We start from the raw sequence: 13,928 nt of genomic DNA, 5'->3' as shown, positions 1-13,928 counted from the left end.
CTGCGGCGGGACGCCGTAGCCGGATGCCGGCTGGGGCCCAGGCATGCCGGGGGCGGCCTGGCCGGTGTAGTGCTGCGGCGGGATGGGCGTGCCCTGCGCCGGGGTGGGCACCGGCCGCTGTACGGGTGGCGCGGGCGCCCAGGGCCCCGGGCCGCCGTAGGGCGGGGTGCTGTAGGGGTCGGGGTCGTGCAGCGGCTGCGGCCGGCCCTGGGCACCTGTGGCCGCGGCAGTGGCCGTACCCGCTTCTGTGCTGTCCGCGCCCGATGCCGCTGCCGCGCTCACCGCTGAGGGAGCGCGCTCGGGCGGGGCGAGGACGTGGTCCCCGGGGTCCGGGTCCGGCTCGGACACGCGCTCGGGGACGCTGTCGACCGGTTCGGTGACCGCCGGGCGGTCGGGATTCGGGGGGACTTCATCGGTGACCGGCGACAGTTCCGTCGTCTCCTCTGTGTTCCGGTGCTCCGGTACGTCGGGCCCCTGCGGTATCGCGCGTCCCGATGCCGGGCGGCTCCACCACTTCGCCTTGGGTCCGGTGGGCTTGCCGTCGTCCATGCTCTCCCCGCACCTGCCTCGTCCGTGCCCCGACAAGGGCACCCGTGCAGGGATTCAACCAGGTTTACGAATGTCCGCGCAGGGACCCTGTCACCGACGCCGCGAAAGCGGCACGCCGGGCTGTGTGGGCGCGGCGAGGTGGGTGGGGTCGGGCGTGGCCGTGGGGGTGGTCAGTCCGGGGCTCGCCGCCAGTTGGAAAGCCGTGCCCGTAGGACGTATCAAGGGCGCCGCGGGCAAGTGGTTGAGAACCGCCGACTGGAACGGGTGAGGGGTGAACGGCGCCCGCATCGTGCCGGGAGCGAGCACCGGCGCGCTGTCGACGGACTGCGGAAGAATGCCGCCCCGCTCGCCGCCCTGCCTGCCACGCGTCCCGTTGCCGGGAGGTGTGGTGGTGGCCCTGGTCAGCGGCGTGATGCCCGCGCCGGCGCCGCGCGCGGTGGTGTCGACCGTGGCACCCATGGGCAGTGCCCCGAGGGCCATCGCGGCGAAGGAGACCGCGCTCGCGGCGGCGAAGGCGAACCGCCGGCCGCGCCACGGTGAGCGCTCGGCCTCGGTGCGCCCCACCTCGTGGATCCTGAAGCCCGCGCCGGAGGCGGAGCCGCCGCGCAGGGGTGCGGCGTGGGGTCCGGCCGGGCGATAGCCGAACGCGTCGCTACGGACGCCGAAGACACCGTTGCTGAACGCCGTGCCGTCGAACGGACCGGGGGGCTTGTCCTCGTCGTCCTCGATGGGTCCGCCGGGCAGTCCCTGGAGCCGGGCGAGAAAGCCTTCGGACAGCGGCGGGGGCGCCGACTGCGCGAACGCGTTCTTCAGCCTGCGCTGGGCGTCGGCCTCCGCCTTGCACTTGGCGCAGGTCGCGAGGTGCGCGAGCACACGCTCCCGGGCGTCGTGACCGAGCTCCCCGTCCACCAGGGCGGCGAGCCGGTCCCCCAGGTGCTGCTCCGCGGGGGTCGGTCCTGTCCCACTCACGCGACTCCGCCCTCCCCGGCCACGCCCGCGAACGTGCGCTGCTCGGCCCGGGCCTCGGGAGAACGGTGCTGGAGGGCCTTGCGCAGGTGCGAACGGCCCCGGTGGATCCGGCTGCGCACCGTGCCGAGCTTCACGCCGAGCGTGGCGGCGATTTCCTCGTACGACAGTCCTTCGATGTCGCACAGGACGACCGCGGCCCGGAATTCGGGAGCGAGGGTGTCCAGCGCCTGCTGCACATCCGCGTCGAAGTGGGTGTCGTGGAAGACCTGCTGCGGTGAGGGCTCACGGCTGGGCAGGCGCTCCGCCGCGTCGTCACCGAGCGCGTCGAAGCGGATCCGCTGCTTGCGGCGGACCATGTCCAGGAAGAGGTTGGTGGTGATGCGGTGCAGCCAGCCCTCGAACGTGCCGGGGGTGTACGTCGACAGGGACCTGAAGACCCGGACGAAGACTTCCTGGGTCAGATCCTCGGCGTCGTGCTGGTTGCCCGTGAGACGGTAGGCCAGACGGTACACGCGGGCGCTGTGCGTGCTGACGATCTCCTCCCAGCTGGGAGGCGTCCACGCCTGCGATTCCGCATCCGATGCGAAGGTCGCCGTAACTGCGGAGTCGGTCGAGCGAGAACGGTCAGCGAAGTTGGTCACGGATTTCGGCTCACCGGCCGACCTGAGAAAGCGCTTGAACGCTCCTCCCCGATCCGCAGGCGCAGCCGCACCTCCCCTATCGACTCTGGTGGTGTCCAGCGGAGCACCTACCATAGCCACCTCGCCCGTTAGCTCCGGATAAGAATCTTTGCCTGAATTTGCGCCTGGTCCCAGGTCTTCATCCATGTGTTCCCCCACGCCTTCATAACGCCCGGTCCCATCAGCGGGTTCCCGCGTGCAGCGGATACAGTCACCGGTGCGCCAACTACGGGGACAGGAGAGGGTCATTACCGCCAACCGGCAGACAAGCTGGGCGTTCGCCGACGCTTTTGTCGCCGAGGACGAGGCACTGCGCTGGGCCCGCGACAGGGCCCGGGACATGGGGCTCCGCTCGGTGTCACCGGGCACGGGCGCCGCGCTTCGTCTGCTTGCCGCCACGGCGGACGCCAAGGCGGTGGCGGAGATCGGCACGGGTACCGGGGTCTCCGGGATCTATCTCCTGAACGGGATGCGGCCCGACGGCGTACTGACCACGGTCGACACGGAGCCGGAGCGGCAGCAGTTCGCCCGTGAGGCGTTCCGCGCGGCCGGCTTCACCAACAATCGCGCCCGCTTCATCCCCGGCCGGGCCCTGGACGTACTTCCCCGGCTGGCCGACGGCGGGTACGACCTCGTCTTCTGCGACGGGGACCGCCTGGAGTGCCTGGACTATCTCGCTGAATCGTTGCGCCTGCTGCGACCAGGGGGGCTGGTGTGCTTCGAGGGTGTCTTCGCCGACGGCCGTACGGTCGATTCGGCGGCCCAGCCCCACGAGGTGCTGCGCCTGCGCGAGCTGTTGCGCACGGTCCGGGAGATGCAGGACGAGCTGCTGGCGTCGCTGCTGCCGGTGGGCGACGGCCTGCTCTGCGCCGTACGCCGCTAGGCCGTGTCTTCAGAGTCCCGCCCGGCCCGCGACGCCTGGCATGGCACCTCGCCGCACGGTCAGGGACCCCAGGGGACCCCAGCCACGGGAACGGCATAAAGCTGCCCCGCCACGGAGGTGTCCGTGGCGGGGCAGCACGAGAGTGCGCGTTCTGTCCGCGTCAGCCGACGACCTTCTTCAGGGCGTCACCCAGCGCATCCGCCTCGTCGGGGGTCAGCTCGACGACCAGCCGACCGCCGCCTTCGAGCGGAACGCGCATGACGATGCCCCGCCCCTCCTTGGTCACCTCGAGCGGGCCGTCGCCCGTCCGCGGCTTCATGGCCGCCATGCTCGTTCCCCTTCCTGAAACCAGCTCATCGCAGCCGGCGGCCCCATAACAGGCGCTGTGTCACCGGCATCGAACACATTGCTTCCAGGCCATTATCCCGCATGGCGGGACCCGATGACCAACATCGGACGGCATCGCTTGCGCAACGCGCTCTCTCAAAACGACTCAATTCGGCGATCCGCCTGCGATACTTCGCGGCTGTTCACGGCTCCGCGGCCCCGGATTGTTTGACGCAGGTCACATGCCGACCCGCGGTGATCTCCGCCATGCTGGGGCCGGACAGGACAGCGGACAGGCAGTCAGAGTCGCAGAGGAGATCCGATCATGGCCGACACGGTGCTGTACGAGGTGAGCGACGGGCTCGCGACCGTCACGATCAATCGGCCCGAGGCCATGAACGCGCTGAACATCGCGGCCAAGGTCGCCCTGCGAGACGCTTTGGACACCGCCGCGGACGATTCCGCCGTTCGGGCCGTACTCCTCACCGCCACCGGGCGGGCCTTCTGCGTGGGTCAGGACCTGAAGGAGCATGTCTCGCTGTTGGCGGCCGACGCGGCCGACGGCAGCGGCGGGACCATGAGCACCGTGCGGGAGCACTACAACCCCATCGTGCGGGCCCTGACGGAGATGCCGAAGCCGGTCGTCGCCGGGGTCAACGGGGTCGCGGCCGGGGCGGGGCTCGGCTTCGCGCTCGCCTGCGACTACCGCGTCGCCGCCGACACCGCCTCCTTCAACACCTCGTTCGCGGGCGTGGCACTGACGGCCGACTCCGGCGTGTCGTGGACGCTGCCCCGGCTGATAGGGCAGAGCAGGGCGGCCGACCTGCTGATGTTCCCCCGGTCGATCACCGCCGAGCGGGCCCACGAGCTGGGGATCGTCAACAAGCTGGTCCCCGCGGCCGATCTCGCGGCCGAGGCGGCGGCGGTCGCCCGCTCCCTCGCGCAGGGCCCCACGCTGGCGTACGCGGCGCTGAAGGAGTCCCTGGCGTACGGCGCCGGCCACTCACTGGCCGAGTCACTGGAGAAGGAGGGCGAACTCCAGAACCGGGCGGGCGCGTCGCAGGACCACGGCATCGCGGTCCAGGCCTTCCTCGACAAGGCGAAGCCCCGCTACGTGGGCCGCTGACGCCGCTGCCGGGTGGGCCCGCTCATGCCTCGGTGAGCTGCCTGCGGACCAGGCACCCGGCCAGGTGGTCGTCGACCAGGCCGCACGCCTGCATCAGCGCGTACGCCGTCGTGGGACCGACGAATCGGATGCCGCGCTTCTTGAGCGCCTTCGCCAGCGCGGTGGATTCGTCGGTGACCGCCGCGACGTCCCCGATCGTCCTGGGCACCGGGCGCGTCGCCGGGTCCGGCGCGTACGACCAGATGAGGCCGTCCAGCTCGCCGGCGGACCAGCCGGCCAGCTCGCGCGCGTTGGCGAGCGTGGCGTCGATCTTGGCGCGGTTGCGGATGATGCCCTCGTCGGTCAGCAGCCGGGCGGCGTCCGCGTCGGTGAAGGCGGCGACAGCCGGGATGTGGAACCCGGCGAAGGCGCGGCGGAAGCCCTCGCGACGGCGCAGGATCGTGATCCAGGAGAGGCCGGACTGGAACGCCTCCAGGCACAGCCTCTCGAAGAGCGCGTCGTCGCCGTGGACCGGGCGGCCCCACTCCTCGTCGTGGTACGTGATGTAGTCCTCGGTCGACAGGCCCCAGGGACAGCGCAGCTCGCCGTCCGGTCCCGCCACCGCTCCGCCGCCGGTCACCGCTGGTCCTCCTCGCCGGGGTTCTTGAAGAGGTCGGGCCGGCCGACGGCCTCGGCCTGGGCGCCCGCCAGGCCGGACTCCAGCTCGGCGATGCGGGAGTCACGCTCGGCCAGCTCGGCGCCGAGCCTGGCCAGCACCTCGTCCACGTCCGCCATCCGATAGCCGCGTAGGCCGATCGGCAGCCGCAGGGCCTCTATGTCGGCCCGGCCCACCGGGCGTGTCGTGGGCAGCGGGTCCACGAGCTGATCGGGCGCGGACTCGGGCAGCACCTCGCGGTCGCCGCCGCCGACCACCGCGAGAGTGACGGCCGCGACGACCACGACCATCGCGATGAGCAAGAACAAGAACACGAGCTTCTCCCCGGGGCAGGAAAACGTCCGATGCCGATCGTGCCACGCGGGACCGACAGTTAAGGTCGCTGGCGACGGCATGGATGGCGGAAACGGGCGGTGACCAGGGGATGAGCAGCGGCACTCTGCGGCTGGGGCGGCGGGAGTTCGACGCGTACGAGCCGGTGATCATGGCCATCGTCAACCGGACGCCGGACTCCTTCTACGACCGGGGCGCGACCTTCCGCGACCGGCCCGCGCTCGACCGGGTGGAGCAGGCGGTGTCCGAGGGCGCCGCCATCATCGACATCGGCGGTGTGAAGGCGGGGCCCGGCGACGAGGTGACGGCGCGGGAGGAGGCGCGCCGCACGGTCGGTTTCGTCGCCGAGGTCCGCAGGCGGTACCCGGACGTGGTGATCAGTGTCGACACCTGGCGGCACGATGTCGGCGAGGCCGTCTGCGAGGCGGGCGCCGATGTGCTGAACGACGCCTGGGGCGGGGTGGATCCGGCGCTCGCCGAGGTCGCCGCCCGGTACGGCGCCGGGCTGGTCTGCACGCACGCGGGCGGGGCCGAGCCCCGGACCCGGCCGCACCGGATCGCGTACGACGACGTGCTCGCGGACATTCTGAGGGTGACGCTCGGACTGGCCGAGCGGGCCGTGGAACTGGGTGTACGCAGGGACGGGATCATGATCGATCCGGGGCACGACTTCGGGAAGAACACCCGGCATTCCCTGGAGGCGACCCGCAGGCTGGGCGAGATGACGGAGACCGGCTGGCCGGTGCTCGTGTCACTGTCCAACAAGGACTTCGTCGGCGAGACCCTCGACAAGCCGGTGAAGGAGCGGGTGATCGGCACGCTCGCGACGACCGCCGTCTCGGCGTGGCTCGGCGCGCGGATCTACCGCGTGCACGAGGTGGCCGAGACGAAGCAGGTACTGGACATGGTGGCGTCCATCGCGGGCCACCGGCCCCCGGCGGTGGCCCGCCGGGGACTGGCCTGAGCCGCGGCCTCCCGAGGAGGCGGCGGCCGGGTGGCTGCCTCCGTACGGAGGCAGCCACCGATGCCGCTACTTGCCGGTCTCCTTGGTCACCAGCGCCACCGCCTCGTCCACGTCGTCCGTGACGTGGAACAGCAACAGGTCCTTCTCGGACGCCTTGCCCTGCGCCACGACCGTGTCCCGCAGCCAGTCGATGAGGCCGGACCAGTACCCCGTCCCGAAGAGGACGATGGGGAAACGGGTCACCTTGCGCGTCTGGACCAGCGTGAGCGCCTCGAACAGCTCGTCCAGCGTGCCGAGGCCGCCGGGCAGAACGACGAAACCTTGGGCATATTTCACAAACATTGTTTTCCGGACAAAGAAGTACCGGAAGTTCACGCCGATGTCGACGTGCGGGTTGAGCCCCTGCTCGAAGGGCAGCTCGATGCCGAGCCCGACGGAGATGCCCTTCGCCTCCCGCGCGCCTTTGTTCGCCGCCTCCATCGCGCCGGGGCCACCGCCGGTGATCACCGCGAATCCGGCCTCGACCAGCGCCCGGCCGATCCGCACGCCCGACTCGTAGTCCGGGGAGTCGACGGGTGTACGGGCCGAGCCGAAGACGCTGATGGCGCTGGGCAGTTCGGCGAGTGCGCCGAAGCCCTCCACGAACTCCGACTGGATGCGCATGACCCGCCAGGGATCGGTGTGCACCCACTCGGAGTCGCCCTCGGTGTCCAGCAGCCGCTGGTCGGTGGTGCCTGCCTGCACCTGGTCCCGGCGACGCAGCACCGGCCCGAGACGCTGCGTGTCCGGCTTCCGTGCTTCCTCAGGACTGCCCATGGACTGCTCCCTCCGCTGCTGTGCCAGTTCCCGGCCAGCGTAGATCCATGGAGGTGACAAACGGCGAAATTCCGGCGGTCGGTCCGGCTCCCCCGGTCTACCGACCGCCCCGCCCGCGCCTCTTCAGGAGGTCAGCCACTCCCGCAGCCGGTTCTCGCAGTGTGTGATCCGCTCGACGGCCACGTGCTCGTCGCGCTTGTGGGCGAGCAGCGCGTCCCCCGGGCCGTAGTTGACCGCGGGCACCCCGAGCGCGCCGAAGCGCGAGACGTCCGTCCAGCCGAACTTGGGCTGCGCGGTGCCGCCCACGGCCGCCATGAACGCGGCCGCGGCGGGGTGCGAGAGGCCGGGCAGGGCCGCGCCCGAGTGATCGTCCACGACGAACTCCCGGATCCCGCAGTCGGCGAACACCTCACGCACGTGTGCCACCGCCTCCGCCTCACCGCGGTCCGGCGCGTAGCGGTAGTTGACCACCACGGTGCACGCGTCGGGGATGACGTTGTTCGCCACGCCTCCCTCGATCGCCACGGCGTTCAGGCCCTCCCGGTACTCCAGTCCGTCGATCACCGGGCGACGCGGTTCGTACGCGGCGAGGCGGGCCAGGATCGGCGCCACGGCGTGGATGGCGTTGGACCCCATCCAGCTGCGCGCCGAGTGCGCCCGCTCGCCCTCCGTACGGAGGTGGATCCGCAGCGTCCCCTGGCAGCCGCCCTCGACCTGCGCGTCGGAGGGTTCGAGCAGAACGGCGAAGTCCGCCTCCAGGAGATCGGGGCGGGCGGCTGCCACGTGCCCCAGGCCGTTGAGGTCGGCGGCGACCTCCTCGTTGTCGTAGAAGACGAACGTGAGGTCCCGGTTGGGAGCCGGGACGGTCGCGGCGATACGCAGCTGGACGGCGACACCCGACTTCATGTCGGTGGTGCCGCAGCCCCACAGGACGCCGTTCGCGTCCAGCCTGGAGGGCACGTTGTCGGCGATCGGCACGGTGTCGATGTGCCCGGCCAGGATGACCCGCTCGGCCCGCCCGAGGTCCGTACGCGCCACGACGTTGTTGCCGTAGCGCTCGACGGTGAGGTGAGGCAGGACGCGCAGCGCCTCCTCGACTGCGTCGGCGAGGGGCTTCTCGGCGCCGCTGACGGACGGGATGTCGACGAGCCGGGCGGTGAGCTCCGGGGCGTCCAGCGTGAGGTCCAGCGTGGTTCCAGGCTTTGTTTCGGGCATGGCCAGACCCTACGGCGTGGCCGGTGGCGGCCGGTGGCGGCCGGTGGCGGCAGGGTGCGGGCGGACCGGTCCTCGCCGGCCGGTGGGCCCGGTACGGTGGGCGGCGTGTCCGAGACCGCCTCCCCTCCCCGTCGCGGCCGAGTCCTGCGCATCACGGCCGCCCTCACCGTGCTCCTCGCACTGGCCGGCTACCTCGCCGTGCGGTTCGCCCCCGGCGAGAGCGGCCCGCCGCGCTGCACGGCGCGCGCCGCCGGGTCCTCCGACGGTGACGTCCCCACGTACGAGATGAGCCCGGAGCAGGCGGCGAACGCCGCCACGATCTCCGCGGTCGGCACCACCCGCGGGATGCCCGAGCGCGCCGTGACGATCGCGCTGGCCACCGCTCTCCAGGAGTCGGCGCTGCGCAACATCGACCACGGCGACCGGGACTCCGTCGGCCTCTTCCAGCAGCGCCCGTCGAAGGGCTGGGGCACGGTCGAGCAGATCCTCGACCCCGTGTACTCGGCGGAGCAGTTCTACGCGAAGCTCGCCGAGGTGCCCGGCTACACGCGGCTTCCTCTTACGGAGGCGGCGCAGCGGGTCCAGCGCAGCGGTTTCCCGCAGGCGTACGCGAAGCACGAGCCGGACGCCACGCTGCTGTCCGCCGCGCTCACCGGCAGGGCCGCCGCGACCCTCACCTGCACGGGCGGGAGCGACGGCGAGGTCGGGGATCCGGCGAAGGTACGGGCGGCCCTGACGCACGCCTTCGGGTCCGAGGTGCTGCCGAGCACGGATGTCGCCGACGCCGCCGACCCGCCGGCGAAGGGCGGCGGAGCGGGCGGACCGGCAGGCGGACAGGCCGGCGCCAAGGGCTCGGCGGAGGTCGCGGTGCCGGTCGACTCCTCGGACGGGTCCCGTGGTTGGGAACTCGCCCACTGGGCGGTGGCGCACTCCGCCGATCTGCGGATCGCCGAGGTCTCCGTAGGGGACCGGGTGTGGAGCGTGGCGAAGTCCGACCAGGGCTGGCGGAAGAGTGACGGCGAATCCGGCGCGGAGAAATCCGGCGGAAACGACGTTCGAATGCGTATCGCGCAGTAGCACGGCGGGGTAGCCCGAACGGAGTAGTCGTGGCATATCCGGTCGGCATGGTGAGGGCTTACCGGGCGGTTCACTCGTTCGGCGCCAAATCCCTTGCCTTTGAAGCGAAGTGACGGTTCGCCAGATCTCCGCGCCGAGGATCCTTTGACCGTTTTTATCCGTAGCCGATAATGCGACGCATTACCAATTCTTTACTCTTGTACACCGCAACCTCAGGTGCCCTTCGAGGGGTTGTCACAGCGTCCGATCGCTGGACACGACAATTTCCTCTCCCGTCAAAGGAGCATCATGTCCCTCCCCCTGACCCGTCGGATCGCCCGTGCCGCGCTGCTCATCGCGGCGGGTGCAGCCCCGGTGGTCGGTGCGGCCGGCTCCGCCAGCGCAGCAGCCCTCCCCCAGACCGCCGACCTCGGCGGCGTTTCCCAGCTGGACGGCGCGGCCCTCGGCGACACGCTGGACAGCGGCGCCCGGCAGGCGACCGGCATCGCGGGCGAGGTCGGCGCCCAGACGGTCGCCTCGTCCGTCCCGGGGGCCGGCGAGACCCTCGGCGGCGTCGCCAAGTCGGCGACCCCCGTCGCGCAGCGGGCGGCCGGTGAAGCCGCCGGCGGCGCCGGTCAGACCCTCGGCGACGCGGCCACCTCCGTCACCGAGAACGGACTGCCGACCGACTCCCTCGGCAAGGGCCTGCCCACCGACAAGCTCCCCGTCAACACCCTGCCGCTCGGCTGATCGAGGCCGGTCCGGAGCGACGCCTCACACGAAGGGCCCGGGGAGTTCGTACTCCCCGGGCCCCTTCGTGTGGTCGGACGGGCACACCGCCGCCCGTCAGCCGAGCCGCTTGACGGCGGCCTCCACGCGTTCGTCGGTCGCCGTGAGTGCCACCCGTACGAAACGGTCGCCCGCGGGGCCGTAGAAGTCCCCCGGCGCCACCAGGATCCCCAGCTCCGCCAGATGGGCCACCGTCAGCCAGCACGGCTCGTCACGGGTCGCCCAGAGGTACAGGCTCGCCTCGCTGTGCTCGATCCGGAAGCCGTGGCCCTCCAGGGCCGCGCGCAGGGCGGTGCGGCGGGCCGCGTACCGCGCGCGCTGCTGGGCCACATGGGTGTCGTCGCCCAGCGCCGCGACGGTCGCCGCCTGCACCGGGGCCGGCATCATCATGCCGCCGTGCTTGCGGATCTGGAGCAGTTCACCCAGGACGGCCGCGTCGCCCGCCAGGAAGGCCGCCCGGTAGCCGGCCAGGTTGGAGCGCTTGGAGAGCGAGTGGACGGCCACCACGCCCTCGTACGAGCCGCCGCAGACGTCCGGGTGGAGTACGGAGACGGGCTCGGCCTCCCAGCCGAGTTCCAGGTAGCACTCGTCGCTGAAGAGCAGCACACCGTGCTCACGCGCCCAGGCGACGATCCGGGTCAGTTCGGCCTTGTCCAGGACCCGGCCGGTCGGGTTCGACGGCGAGTTCAGCCAGAGCAGCTTCAGGCCCGCCGGGTCGAGTTCGGTCGGGTCGTCGTAGGAGACGGGCTCCGCGCCGCACAACCGGGCGCCCACCTCGTACGTCGGGTAGGCCAGCCGCGGGTGGGCGACCCGGTCACCGGGGCCGAGGCCGAGCTGGGTCGGCAGCCAGGCCACCAGCTCCTTGGACCCGACCACCGGAAGGACGTCGGTGTGCGCGACGTCGCGCGCGCCGAGCCGCCGTTCGACCCAGCCCGTCAGCGCGTCGCGCAGCTCGGCCGTGCCCCACACCGTGGGATAGCCGGGCGAGTTCGCCGCGGCGACCAGGGCCCGCTGGATCAGGTCGGGGACCGGATCGACCGGGGTCCCGACGGACAGGTCCACGATGGCGTCCGGATGGGCGGCCGCTGTCGCCTTGTAGGGCTCCAGCTTGTCCCAGGGGAAGACCGGAAGTCGCGAAGAGACTGCGGACACGGTGCTCACTTTCTCGGCAGTGCTCACTTGTCGCTCACTTTTCGGTACGACGGGCAAACACCTCGGTCCCGTACGGCGAAGTGCCGTACGGGACCGGGGTCGCGCTTGTCAGTCGTTCTGAGGCTGAGGCGGCAGTGCGGCGATGAAGGGGTGGTCACGCTCGATCAGACCGAGCTTGGACGCGCCACCGGGGGAACCGAGTTCGTCGAAGAACTCCACGTTCGCCTTGTAGTAGTCCTTCCACTCCTCCGGAGTGTCGTCCTCGTAGAAGATCGCCTCGACCGGGCAAACCGGCTCACAGGCTCCACAGTCGACGCATTCGTCCGGATGGATGTACAAGGACCGTGAGCCCTCGTAGATGCAGTCGACCGGGCACTCTTCGATGCACGCCTTGTCCTTGAGATCCACACAAGGCTGCGCGATGACGTAGGTCACGCTGTCGTTCCTCCTCGATAGGGCGCGGCGGGCCATCTGCGGCTCCGTCCACGGGCGCGCGGGAGCGCGGCGTCGTCGATGCCCGCACCTAGTATCTCCGTTCCCGGGCACGATCCGCACAGGAGGGGCGCACAGAGCTGTGGAATTCACAACCGGAGGACGGCTGGAGGTCCGGATCACCCCCGCCGACGTGGGAAAACGCGTATCTGTCCGCCGTCTGACCGGCGCCTTCGAAGGCACGGAGAAGTTCACCGACACGGTCGGTGTTCTCACATCCTGGGACGGCGATGTGGTCCTCATCACACGACGCACGGGGGAGACCGTCCGGATGGCGGAGTCCTCGCTCGTCGCGGGCAAGGTCGTCCCGGCCGCGCCCGCCCGGCGCCGGGGTCCCGCCACCTCCTTCAGGGAGCTGGCTCGGGTCGCCGCGCGCGCCTGGCAGCCGGTGGAGCGTGAGGCGCTCGGCGAGTGGGAGCTGCGGGCGTCCGCCGGATTCACCCGGCGCGCCAACTCGGTGCTGCCGCTGGGCGAGCCGGGAATGCCCCTGGACGAGGCGCTGGGGGCCGTACGGCGCTGGTACGACCGGCGAGGGCTGCCCGCGTACATCCAGACGGCCACGGGCGCGGAGGGGACGCAGGAGCTGCTCTGTGCGGAGCTCGAGGCGCGGGGCTGGCTGCGGGAGGTCACGGCCGAACTGCGTGTCGGGGCGCTGGCGCCGCTGGTGGACGGGGCGCCGGACGACGACTCGGCCGCGCGCGTGCGGCTCGACCGCGCCTGCGACGAGGCGTGGCTCCGCCGCTACCAGCGCTTCGGCGAGCCGGGTCCGCACGTGCTGCGGGTGCTCGGCGGCGGGCCGTCCGTGTGGTTCGCGTCGGTCGCCGGCGACGACGAGGTGCCGGCCGCGATCGGCCGGTGTGTCGTCGACGGGCGCTGGGCGGGCTTCATGGCCGTCGAGGTCGATCCCGCGCGACGGCGGCAGGGACTGGCGAGCGCGGTGATGCGCGCGCTCGCCGCCCGCGCGCTGGAGGAGGGCGCGTCCGCCGCGTGGTTGCAGGTCGAGTCGGACAACGAGGCGGCGGGCGCCCTGTACGACGGCATGGGCTTCGCCACGCATCACCGGTACCACCACTTCCGAGCCGCGTGAGGAGCGACGGACCGGCCATGGAATCTCAATCGCCCCTGCCCGACCGCCGGAGCCGGTTCGCCGCCGAGGCCCGCGCGGAGCGGCCCGACGTCGCGCTGCTCTGCCTCCTCATCGGTACGGAGGCGGACCCGGGACTGGACGAGGCCGGGCTCGACGCGGCGCAGATCGAGCTCGACCGGCTGGCCGGGATGCTGCCCTTCGGCCTCAGTGGCCCGCGCGCCTGGGCCACCGCGCTGGCGGACCTGCTGGGCACGCGCCTCGGCTTCCGGGGCACGCCGGGCGAGTACGGGCGCCTGGAGGCCTCGCTGCTGCACGAAGTCCTGCGCCGCAGGCGCGGGTTGCCGATCCTGCTGTCCGTGCTGTGGACCGAGGTGGCGCGCCGCGCGGGGGCGCCGGTGTACGGGGTGGCCCTGCCCGGCCACTTCGTCGTCGGCCTCGGGGCGCCGGAGGAGCCCGACGAGCGGGTCCTGGTGGACCCGTACGCGGGCGGCAGGCTCCTGACGCGCCAGGACACCGAGACGCTGGTGATGGGGGCGACAGGCGCCCCTCTGGCGCCTTCGATGCTGAGCCCGGCGGAACCGCTCCACGTCGTGGTCCGCATCCTGAACAACATCCGCGCGTGGGCGTCCACGCGCCCGGAGCGCGGCGATGTCGCACTGTGGGGGGTCGAACTCAGCCTCCTGCTCCCGTCCCACCCGGCCCGCCTGCGCTACGAGCGCGCCCAACTGCTGGTGCGGCGCGGAGATTTCCTGACGGGGGCGGCGGAGATGGACGAGTACGCGGAGGTGGTGTCGGCGGTGGAACCGTCAACGGCCGAAGCGATCCGCCACAAGGC

16 protein-coding genes and 1 pseudogene are annotated in these 13,928 nt (G+C 71.8%); 7 read left to right on the top strand and 10 right to left on the bottom strand.

Going from position 1 to position 13,928, the window contains the following annotated elements:
- The 3 genes and pseudogenes from P3L51_RS30295 to sigE all read right to left on the bottom strand — a co-directional run.
- A pseudogene (locus P3L51_RS30295) lies at positions 1–549 on the bottom strand (protease); the annotation flags it as partial.
- A 90-nt stretch (positions 550–639) separates the two neighbouring features.
- Positions 640–1,518 (bottom strand): anti-sigma factor family protein, encoded by an 879-nt coding sequence (locus tag P3L51_RS30290; protein ID WP_354608520.1) that lies wholly within the window; start codon positions 1,516–1,518, stop codon positions 640–642.
- Positions 1,515–2,273, bottom strand: a complete 759-nt coding sequence (gene sigE / locus P3L51_RS30285) for an RNA polymerase sigma factor SigE (protein ID WP_354608522.1) — start codon at positions 2,271–2,273, stop codon at positions 1,515–1,517. The genes P3L51_RS30290 and sigE overlap by 4 nt, the downstream gene beginning before the upstream one ends.
- A gap of 142 nt (positions 2,274–2,415) precedes the next feature.
- Here sigE and P3L51_RS30280 point away from each other — a divergent pair, with 142 nt between their 5' ends.
- On the top strand, positions 2,416–3,081 hold the full coding sequence (locus P3L51_RS30280; protein WP_354608521.1) for an O-methyltransferase: 666 nt from the start codon (positions 2,416–2,418) through the stop codon (positions 3,079–3,081).
- A gap of 160 nt (positions 3,082–3,241) precedes the next feature.
- Here P3L51_RS30280 and P3L51_RS30275 read toward each other — a convergent pair whose 3' ends face one another.
- Positions 3,242–3,409, bottom strand: a complete 168-nt coding sequence (locus P3L51_RS30275) for a DUF3117 domain-containing protein (RefSeq protein ID WP_003966491.1) — start codon at positions 3,407–3,409, stop codon at positions 3,242–3,244.
- Positions 3,410–3,733: 324 nt separating this feature from the next.
- Between P3L51_RS30275 and chcB the strand changes: the two genes are divergently transcribed.
- A complete protein-coding gene (gene chcB, locus P3L51_RS30270) occupies positions 3,734–4,534 on the top strand; it encodes a 2-cyclohexenylcarbonyl CoA isomerase (protein WP_354608519.1) in 801 nt (266 codons plus the stop codon).
- 22 nt (positions 4,535–4,556) lie between these two features.
- On the opposite strand, the gene P3L51_RS30265 is transcribed toward chcB, so the two are convergent.
- Together P3L51_RS30265 and P3L51_RS30260 are read right to left on the bottom strand one after the other, a co-directional pair.
- Positions 4,557–5,153 (bottom strand): DNA-3-methyladenine glycosylase I, encoded by a 597-nt coding sequence (locus P3L51_RS30265; RefSeq protein ID WP_354608518.1) that lies wholly within the window; start codon positions 5,151–5,153, stop codon positions 4,557–4,559.
- Positions 5,150–5,503 carry a DivIVA domain-containing protein gene (locus tag P3L51_RS30260; protein ID WP_354608517.1) on the bottom strand — a complete coding sequence of 118 codons (354 nt, stop codon included), beginning with the start codon at positions 5,501–5,503 and terminating at the stop codon, positions 5,150–5,152. Before P3L51_RS30260 ends, P3L51_RS30265 begins: the two co-directional genes overlap by 4 nt.
- Positions 5,504–5,613: 110 nt before the next feature.
- On the opposite strand from P3L51_RS30260, the gene folP reads away from it, so the two are divergent.
- Positions 5,614–6,486: a dihydropteroate synthase gene (folP, locus tag P3L51_RS30255; protein ID WP_354608516.1), complete on the top strand. Its 873-nt coding sequence runs from the start codon at positions 5,614–5,616 to the stop codon at positions 6,484–6,486.
- Between the two features lie 66 nt (positions 6,487–6,552).
- Here folP and P3L51_RS30250 read toward each other — a convergent pair whose 3' ends face one another.
- Both P3L51_RS30250 and dapE read right to left on the bottom strand, forming a co-directional pair.
- The gene (locus tag P3L51_RS30250) at positions 6,553–7,302 is read right to left on the bottom strand and encodes an LOG family protein (RefSeq protein ID WP_354608515.1); all 750 of its coding nucleotides are present in this window, start codon (positions 7,300–7,302) and stop codon (positions 6,553–6,555) included.
- A gap of 123 nt (positions 7,303–7,425) precedes the next feature.
- Positions 7,426–8,517 carry a succinyl-diaminopimelate desuccinylase gene (gene dapE, locus P3L51_RS30245; RefSeq protein ID WP_354608514.1) on the bottom strand — a complete coding sequence of 364 codons (1,092 nt, stop codon included), beginning with the start codon at positions 8,515–8,517 and terminating at the stop codon, positions 7,426–7,428.
- 105 nt (positions 8,518–8,622) lie between these two features.
- Here dapE and P3L51_RS30240 point away from each other — a divergent pair, with 105 nt between their 5' ends.
- Both P3L51_RS30240 and P3L51_RS30235 read left to right on the top strand, forming a co-directional pair.
- Entirely contained in the window at positions 8,623–9,594 is a 972-nt protein-coding gene (locus P3L51_RS30240; protein WP_354608513.1) for a hypothetical protein, read from the top strand.
- Positions 9,595–9,882: 288 nt separating this feature from the next.
- Complete coding sequence (locus tag P3L51_RS30235) at positions 9,883–10,323, top strand: ATP-binding protein (RefSeq protein WP_354608512.1); 441 nt, start codon at positions 9,883–9,885, stop codon at positions 10,321–10,323.
- A gap of 96 nt (positions 10,324–10,419) precedes the next feature.
- Here P3L51_RS30235 and P3L51_RS30230 read toward each other — a convergent pair whose 3' ends face one another.
- Entirely contained in the window at positions 10,420–11,514 is a 1,095-nt protein-coding gene (locus tag P3L51_RS30230; protein ID WP_354608511.1) for a bifunctional succinyldiaminopimelate transaminase/glutamate-prephenate aminotransferase, read from the bottom strand.
- 108 nt (positions 11,515–11,622) lie between these two features.
- On the bottom strand, positions 11,623–11,949 hold the full coding sequence (gene fdxA / locus P3L51_RS30225; protein ID WP_189111520.1) for a ferredoxin: 327 nt from the start codon (positions 11,947–11,949) through the stop codon (positions 11,623–11,625).
- 139 nt (positions 11,950–12,088) lie between these two features.
- Here fdxA and P3L51_RS30220 point away from each other — a divergent pair, with 139 nt between their 5' ends.
- Complete coding sequence (locus tag P3L51_RS30220) at positions 12,089–13,093, top strand: GNAT family N-acetyltransferase (protein WP_354608510.1); 1,005 nt, start codon at positions 12,089–12,091, stop codon at positions 13,091–13,093.
- Positions 13,094–13,110: 17 nt separating this feature from the next.
- On the top strand, positions 13,111–13,928 hold an 818-nt coding region (locus tag P3L51_RS30215), incomplete at its 3' end, for a transglutaminase family protein (RefSeq protein ID WP_354608509.1).

The sequence above is a fragment of the Streptomyces panacea genome (assembly GCF_040560175.1).
GTDB classification, from domain to species: Bacteria; Actinomycetota; Actinomycetes; order Streptomycetales; family Streptomycetaceae; genus Streptomyces; species Streptomyces panacea.
Note: the sequence above shows the minus strand (reverse complement) of the source record. Positions and strands in the feature narration are given on the sequence as shown.